This window comes from Methanosarcina sp. A14, assembly GCF_001729375.1.
GTDB lineage: Archaea > Halobacteriota > Methanosarcinia > Methanosarcinales > Methanosarcinaceae > Methanosarcina > Methanosarcina barkeri.
Window position 1 is genome coordinate 1 of record NZ_LZPK01000170.1, and the last position, 7,237, is coordinate 7,237.

A 7,237-nucleotide genomic window follows, 5' to 3' on the forward strand; every position below is an offset into this window, starting at 1 on the left:
TTTATAAACATGATTTTTCCTTTTCTTTCGGCTGGTTTGCTTTTTCTGCAAATGACAATACAGGCTTCCATTGGAGAATTGTAGAATAAATTTGGTCCCAGGCCTATCACGCAATCCACATAATCGTCCTCAATCAATTTTGCCCTCATACTCTGTTCAGAATCCCTGAATAGAACTCCATGAGGCCAGAGAATTGCACATCTGCCAGTATCTTCTTTCATTGAACATATAATATGCTGGAAAAAAGCGTAATCGGCACAGCTCTGAGGAGGAGTTCCGTATATATTTCTGCCCCAGGGGTCTTTTGTCCAGCCGCTATGGTTCCATTTTTTGATTGAATAAGGAGGATTTGCAATTACAATGTCGAATTGCTGAACCCTATCGTTTTTGATGAAGGCTGGGTCTTCAAGAGTGTCACCTCTTATGATCTGGAAATCGCCGACATCGTGGATGAACATATTCATGCGAGCAATAGCTGAAGTTATAAGGTTAATTTCCTGGCCGTAGAGTTTGATATTGCGGTATTCTTCACCTCTTTCTTTCACCAGAAGGAGGGAGTTCAGAAGCATTCCGCCAGAGCCGCAGGTCGGGTCGTAAATAGATTCTCCTGATTTAGGGTCCATAATTAAAGCCATCAGACGGACAACTGTTCTGTTGGTATAAAATTCGGCTGCGGTGTGGCCACTATCATCCGCGAATTTTTTAATAAGATACTCATAGGCATTCCCAAACTGGTCCTGAGGAACGTTTTTTATAGTGAGACTCAGGCTTGAAAAGTGTTCTAGCAGATCTATGAGGGTTTTATCGCTCAAACGGTCTTTATTTGTCCAGTTTCCGTCCCCGAAGATGCCCTCAAGTTTGTCAGGGTTGGCTTTTTCGATTTCACGCATTGCATCTCGGATCGCTTTTCCTACATCAGTGGTGATTTCCCTTACATCTTTCCAGTGTGAGCCGTCTGGAACTATGAAACGGTGATTTTCTGCAAACTGGGCGTATTCAAGGTCTCCGTCAGATTCCCTGAGAGCTTCTTCGAATTCTTCCTCGTATACATCGGAAATTCGTTTGAAAAACATCAGGGGAAAAATGATATTTTTGTATTCTCCAGGGTCAACGCCTCCCCTGAGAAGAGTAGCTGCACCCCACAGGTACTGCTCAAGTTCCTGCTGGCTTACGTGAGAATTATCTGAGTTCATAGAACATTCACTTCTTTAAGTAACCGCTTCATTTTTTCTTCGGACTCCAGAAAAGCTTTGTAATCCTTTTTTAGCTGTTCAAGGGTGACTTTCAGGTCAATCTTTTCTACTTCATGGATTTTTTTGACATAGAGTGGAATATTAAGGTTGAATTCGTTTTTCTGAATTTCTGAAAGCTCAACTACCTGAGATATATTTTCAATATCTCCATAATTCTCATACCACTTAAGTACGGTTTCCGCATTCTCTGGCAGGAAAATGTTCTGGCTTCTGCCTTTCTGGTACTGTTCAGATGCATCGATGAAAAGTACCCTGTTCTTTCTTTCATTGGTTTTCTTTGAGCGGAAAACGAGAATACAGGCACTAATTCCGGTTCCGTAAAACAGGTTTGGACCAAGCCCGATAACAGCCTCCAGCAGGTCCATTTCAATCAGTGCTTTTCTGATTTTTCCTTCGGCTCCCTGCCTGAAGAGAGCCCCATGAGGCAGCACAATTGCCATTCTTCCGGTTTCAGGATCCATTGAAGCAATCATGTGCTGGACCCAGGCATAGTCTCCGTTACTTTTGGGTGGAGTGCCTACAATATTTCTGCCGTATGGATCTTGCGACCAGTTTTCATACCCCCACTTTTTCAGTGAAAATGGAGGATTTGCAATTACGATATCAAATTGAGCAAGCCTATCACCCTCAAGAAAAGCAGGCTCTCTTAATGTATCGCCTCGAATTATCTGGAAGCTCTGTACTGCATGGATAAATAAATTGATTCTTGAAATTGAAGAGGTTGTCAGGTTTTTTTCCTGGCCGTACAGTTTTAGTGTTCTTGCATCTCCTCCATTACTTTTAACATAATGATAGGACTCGAGAAGCATACCGCCTGAACCGCATGCAGGATCGTAAATTGTTTCTCCCTCCTGGGGTTTCAGAATACTGCCCATTAAATGGACTATCGGCCTTGGTGTATAGAACTCGCCTGCTTTTCTGTTCGTAAGGTCTGCAAATTTTTTAATAAGGTATTCATAAGCTTGGCCAAGCATGTCAGGTTCTACATTGGATTTTGAAAGTACGAGAGAGTTAAAGTGTTGGATAAGGTTAATCAAGAGCTCATCGGATAATCTGTCTTTGTTTGTCCAGTTCACATCTCCAAATATGCCGTAAAGCTGATCAGGATTTGATTTTTCGATTTCTCTGAAGGCGTATTGAAGAGCTTGACCAACATTCTGGGTTGTTTCCAGGATATCTTTCCAGTGAGCTTTTTCAGGGATGTTGAAGTCGTGAAATTCGCTTAATCCAGCGTATTCTTCGTCACCTTCTGATTCTTCAAGAGCTTCTTTATATTCTTCATCATAAACATCAGAGATTCTTTTGAAAAAAAGTACGGGAAATATATATGATTTAAAATCAGAAGCATCGACAGGGCCTCGCAATATATTGGCGGCACCCCAGAGTGACTGCTCTAATTCTGAAAGGGTCATTTTGTTCATTTTTCTAATTCTCCGCATTTCAAACGTCAGTAAGTAAAGTGAAGACAATTATATGTGTTTCAAAGTTAAGCGCTAAAATGATTTAAAAAAGTGCCGATTATATAAAACAAAAGTAGAGTTCTAACATTTTCTTAAACGGAGCATTCTAGACTTAATCCCAACTTAGACCCTATCCAAAAAGTATTGTGACCTGCTATAACTTTTACAGTAAGCGTATATACTATTCGACAGGAGACAATCTTTAATACCTTTTTTATTTTCTTACGGATCACGTACAGTACTAAACTCAACTCTAAATATTTTTTCAAATGTTTGGTAATAATACTATTATACCCCGCAGGCAAAATAAACACTTTATGAAACTCACTGTCCTTGTTGATAACAACACCCTTATTGACAGGTATTTCTTTGCCGAGCCCGGTTTGTCTTTTCTGCTGGAGGATTCCGGCATACGAGTTCTTTTTGATACCGGGTATTCGGATATCTTCCTCACAAATGCCCGGAAAATGGGGCTTTCACTTCTGGACCTTGACTATCTGGTACTCTCCCACGGACACCTGGACCACACCTGGGGACTCGAACCTCTGATACGTTTATTCACGGAAGCAGGGATAGAAAAGCTTCCCAGCAGATCTCCGGTTCTCGTTGCCCATCCCCTGGTCTTCGAAAGCAAAAAAACTGAAGAGATAGGGGAAATCGGAAGTTTGTTCACTCCCAAAAAGCTTTCAGAACACTTCAGGCTACAGCTCTCAAGTACTCCCCTCTGGCTGAGTGAGAAGCTCGTTTTCCTTGGGGAAATCCCCAGGAACTTCACTTTTGAGGTAGAGGCAGCTGTCGGATATGTGCAGGACAGCGAGGGGAACAAAATTCCCGACCTTATTCCGGATGACACGGCACTCGTATACAGGGCAGAAGCAGGGCTCGTAATTATCACGGGCTGTTCCCACTCCGGGATCTGCAATATTACCAAATATGCAAAAGAAGTATGTGGAGACAGCAGGGTCCTTGATATAATAGGTGGCTTTCATCTTCTGGAACCCTCAGAAGAACGGATGCATGGGACTATTGAATACCTTAAAAAACTTGACCCTGGCTGCGTGCATGCCTGCCACTGTACGGACTTAAACTCAAAAATCGAACTTTCAAAGGTTTGCAGGCTTAAAGAAGTTGGAGTTGGCCTGCAAATTGAATATTTTTAACGATTTATTTAATTCTCGTTTTTTTCTCTTTTTTACTTTGTCTTTTTTCTTTTTATTTTGCTTTCAATCAACTTTTCGGATAGGGGTAAAAATAAAAAGTAAACGCAATATCATGCAACTATTTCTTCAAAACTCAACTCGTTGGCAACTAAAGGATGCAGGAGAAGTTTGAACTCATGGAACTTTTTCATAACTATGTTGATTTTTCTTGAAATTTCTGGAGTGTAGTATGCTTCTCCGCAGAGCAGAGAATCTTTTACTGCATTTCTTGAAAACCATCGGGAAGAACATTTGTTCAGCTATTTTTTAACTCGTTAACTAGCATTTCAATTCTGCTCTCAAGCACTGGAATATCACTTACTATGGTATCCCAGACAAGGTTATAATCAACATTAAAATAAGCGTGTATTATTCGATCTCTCATACCTGATATATTTCTCCAATCTATATCAGGAGCTAAAGCCTTTATATCTGCAGGAATAGCTTTTGCAGCTTCACCTATTATTTCTAACTGGCGGACAACTGCACTTTTTGTTTTCTCATCATTCAGAAAAGTTTCTCTGTCCATTCCCTCAGTGAAATCTTGTATAGCTACAGCGGCGGACATTATCTCGGAAAGATAGAGAAGAGGGGATCTCATACCGGTACCAGCTCTTTTAACACGTCATCTTTCATCATCGGGTGGAGAGCCCTTTCTGAAACAACATCAACTGGAACTCCAAATAAGTCCTCAAGATAATATCCAAGTCCCACAAGGTGTAAGAGGGTAGCTCCTTCTCCAAACCTCACAAGGACGTCAATATCACTTTCTTTTTTTTCTTCGCCACGTGCGTATGAGCCGAAAACGCCCAGGACTTCAGCTTTGAACTTTTCTTTTATTTCGTCCTTTCTTTCTAAGATAAGGAGCCGGATCTGGTTAACATCCATATATGTTCCTCTGTATCCCGCAATATTTGTTTCTACCCACTTTTACGTTAATCTACGTTTGAGTGATCTCCCAGCTTATAAAGTACTGTCCTTTGTATAATATATAACCTGCTGCATTGCAAATTTGCAATTCTTTTTTTCACATCCATTTTTTCGGAAAGGCCGGTCACTGCGTGACCGTGAACCTGTCCGGGATTCTATTTCTTTCTGTTTCTCCTCCGTCGCTAGATTTAAGTTTTAGTTGCATAGTTGTTGAAACAGATCTTTTAAAATAGTGTGTAACCAATAGCTCTGACATCAATAGCTGACATCAATAGCTGACATCAATAGCTGACATCAATAGCTGACATCAATAGCTGACATCAATAGTTGATATAAATAGCTGACAATGATAGCTTAATAAGTAATTATATATAATTATTAATATTTCTCTATGATAATATAATTTTTATGAATTAAATTAATTTATATGAAACAGATATTTTTTAAACATTTAATACTTAAATGGCTGGTCGGATTTTTATTAGACAGCATGGGTGATCAGGTTATAAATATCTATATCTAATTCTATATCTGAATTATATGTAATTCTATCAAACTATAATTTTAATGTACAAAAACTCAGTGTTCCCATCCAGTTTATAGATAAAAAGCATCAGAATACTCAGTATTCTACTATTGAGTTACGAATTTTTGCTATAGAATAGGCATTCATATCAGAAATTGATTTTAGACTCTGTTTACGTCGTTATCTAATTCACAATTACCTTATTCCATACCAAATAAAAGAGGCTCAAACTTTGAAATTACAGTTCAATCCCAAAGCTTATTTTAAAACAAGCGCAGATCCCGCTACTGCAAAGGATGCTATAGCTGCGCTTTTTGAAGAAGCAAACAATACCCTTCTCACCCGAGGGGTGCCTGAAGGATAGGGAGCAAAGGTTACGGAATGGAAGCTCGGGGAGGACAGGATCAAGCTTGTGCTCCAGTCCGGCAGGTATGTCAGGGTGCACGATGCAATTTTCCGTCTGAGAAAACAGCTTGCTGAGGCACTCGGCAAGAAATACAAGATAGGAATTCGCGGAATCGAGGTTGAACTCTCACAATTAGAGTGCCGGCTGACCACGAGCTCAGGATGCTCAAAGTGCCTTATATAAAAAGTATGGAAAACATTGAAGGCGGGATTCAGCTCTAACTTGAGGTCGGAGAAGCTGAGATGAAGAACCGGGTTCCGGACAGGATTCTCACCCTTCTTGAAGAAAAGATCGAGGCTGCCCAGTATGGAGCAAAGGCTGAGCACTGGAATCTGCTCTGGCAGAGAGAGCCAATGGAGCATCCTTTCAAGGAAGACCCGACCCAGGCTATGATGAAAGAAGGCTGGCTCAAACGTGGGTCAAGCCGCGGACAGTGGATCCACGGGCCACAGTCCACAAAGATCTTTCGGACTTTCAAAAAAATCGTCCTTGAAGAACTTCTAGAACCTCTCGGATACAGGGAAATGATTTTCCCGAAACTGGTCACCTGGGAAGTCTGGATGAAATCCGGGCATGCAAAGGGTGTCTACTCTGAGATATATTATGTGTGTCCTCCGCAGACAAGGGATCCCGATTACTGGGAAGAGGTTGCCGATTACTACAAGGTTACTCATGAAGCGCCCACAAAACTGATCAAGGAAAAAATCGCAGAGCCAATCGGAGGCATGTGCTATGCCCAATGCCCGCCTTTCTGGATGTACGTAGCAAGGGAAACCCTTCCAAATGAGGAAATTCCTGTAAAGGTCTTTGACAGGTCTGGAACCTCTCACAGATATGAGAGTGGCGGAATTCACGGTATCGAAAGGGTCGATGAATTCCACAGGGTCGAAATTGTCTGGATCGGGACAAAAGAAGAGGTAACAAAGTGCGCAGAAGAACTGCATGATCGTTATATGCATATCTTCAACGACATCCTGGACATCGGTGGAGAAAAGCAAGAGTTACTTTCTGGTTCATGGCACAGGAAGGGCTGCTCGGACTTACCGAAGAAAACACTGTCGGGACCACCGATTACGAGGCCTGCCTGCCTTACCGTGGGCCGGATGGAGAGTGGCTCGAGTTCCAGAATGTGAGTATCAACGGAGACAAGTATCCCAAAGGCTTCAATGTAAAACTTCAGTCTGGAGAAGATTTGGTCTGGCTGTTCCGGAGTCGGGCTTGAAAGATGGACTGCGGTCTTCCTTGCGCAGAAAGGGCTTGACCCTGCAAATTGGCCTGAGGAGTTTAGAAAGAGAGTAGGTGAAATGCCGAAAGGAATCCGTTTCCTTTAAATTTTTCATTAATTTTTTCCAAATTTTTCTTCAAACTTTTTCTTTAAATTTTTCTTCAAATTCTTTTCCTTAATCTCATTTTTAATTTTTTCTTAATATCTCCTTCAAATTCTTTTCCATAAAGTTTTCTTC

At 41.2% G+C, this 7,237-nt stretch carries 5 protein-coding genes and 1 pseudogene; 2 read left to right on the forward strand and 4 right to left on the reverse strand.

All coding sequences use genetic code 11. The features are described from left to right. On the reverse strand, window positions 1–1,193 hold a 1,193-nt coding region (locus tag A9239_RS08835), incomplete at its 3' end, for a class I SAM-dependent DNA methyltransferase (RefSeq protein ID WP_069575280.1). Next, the gene (locus A9239_RS08840) at window positions 1,190–2,674 is read right to left on the reverse strand and encodes a class I SAM-dependent DNA methyltransferase (protein ID WP_048120830.1); all 1,485 of its coding nucleotides are present in this window, start codon (window positions 2,672–2,674) and stop codon (window positions 1,190–1,192) included. The genes A9239_RS08840 and A9239_RS08835, both read right to left, overlap by 4 nt. Before the next feature lie 356 nt (window positions 2,675–3,030). On the opposite strand from A9239_RS08840, the gene A9239_RS08845 reads away from it, so the two are divergent. Continuing rightward, window positions 3,031–3,873: an MBL fold metallo-hydrolase gene (locus A9239_RS08845; RefSeq protein WP_048155881.1), complete on the forward strand. Its 843-nt coding sequence runs from the start codon at window positions 3,031–3,033 to the stop codon at window positions 3,871–3,873. Window positions 3,874–4,168: 295 nt separating this feature from the next. On the opposite strand, the gene A9239_RS08850 is transcribed toward A9239_RS08845, so the two are convergent. Next, window positions 4,169–4,513, reverse strand: coding sequence for a DUF86 domain-containing protein (locus tag A9239_RS08850; protein WP_048120824.1), 345 nt, complete (start codon window positions 4,511–4,513; stop codon window positions 4,169–4,171). Further along, the gene (locus A9239_RS08855) at window positions 4,510–4,800 is read right to left on the reverse strand and encodes a nucleotidyltransferase family protein (protein WP_048120822.1); all 291 of its coding nucleotides are present in this window, start codon (window positions 4,798–4,800) and stop codon (window positions 4,510–4,512) included. Before A9239_RS08855 ends, A9239_RS08850 begins: the two co-directional genes overlap by 4 nt. Before the next feature lie 800 nt (window positions 4,801–5,600). Here A9239_RS08855 and A9239_RS08860 point away from each other — a divergent pair. Next, window positions 5,601–7,105, forward strand: a pseudogene (locus A9239_RS08860) (serine--tRNA ligase). The last annotated feature ends 132 nt before the right edge of the window (window positions 7,106–7,237 follow it).

Excerpts from the sequence above, each read along its gene's own strand:
- A9239_RS08840 (WP_048120830.1), bottom strand. The coding sequence starts at position 2,674 with ATGAACAAAATGACCCTTTCAGAATTAGAGCAGTCACTCTGGGGTGCC.
- A9239_RS08845 (WP_048155881.1), top strand. The coding sequence starts at position 3,031 with ATGAAACTCACTGTCCTTGTTGATAACAACACCCTTATTGACAGGTAT.
- A9239_RS08850 (WP_048120824.1), bottom strand. The coding sequence starts at position 4,513 with ATGAGATCCCCTCTTCTCTATCTTTCCGAGATAATGTCCGCCGCTGTA.
- A9239_RS08855 (WP_048120822.1), bottom strand. The coding sequence starts at position 4,800 with ATGGATGTTAACCAGATCCGGCTCCTTATCTTAGAAAGAAAGGACGAA.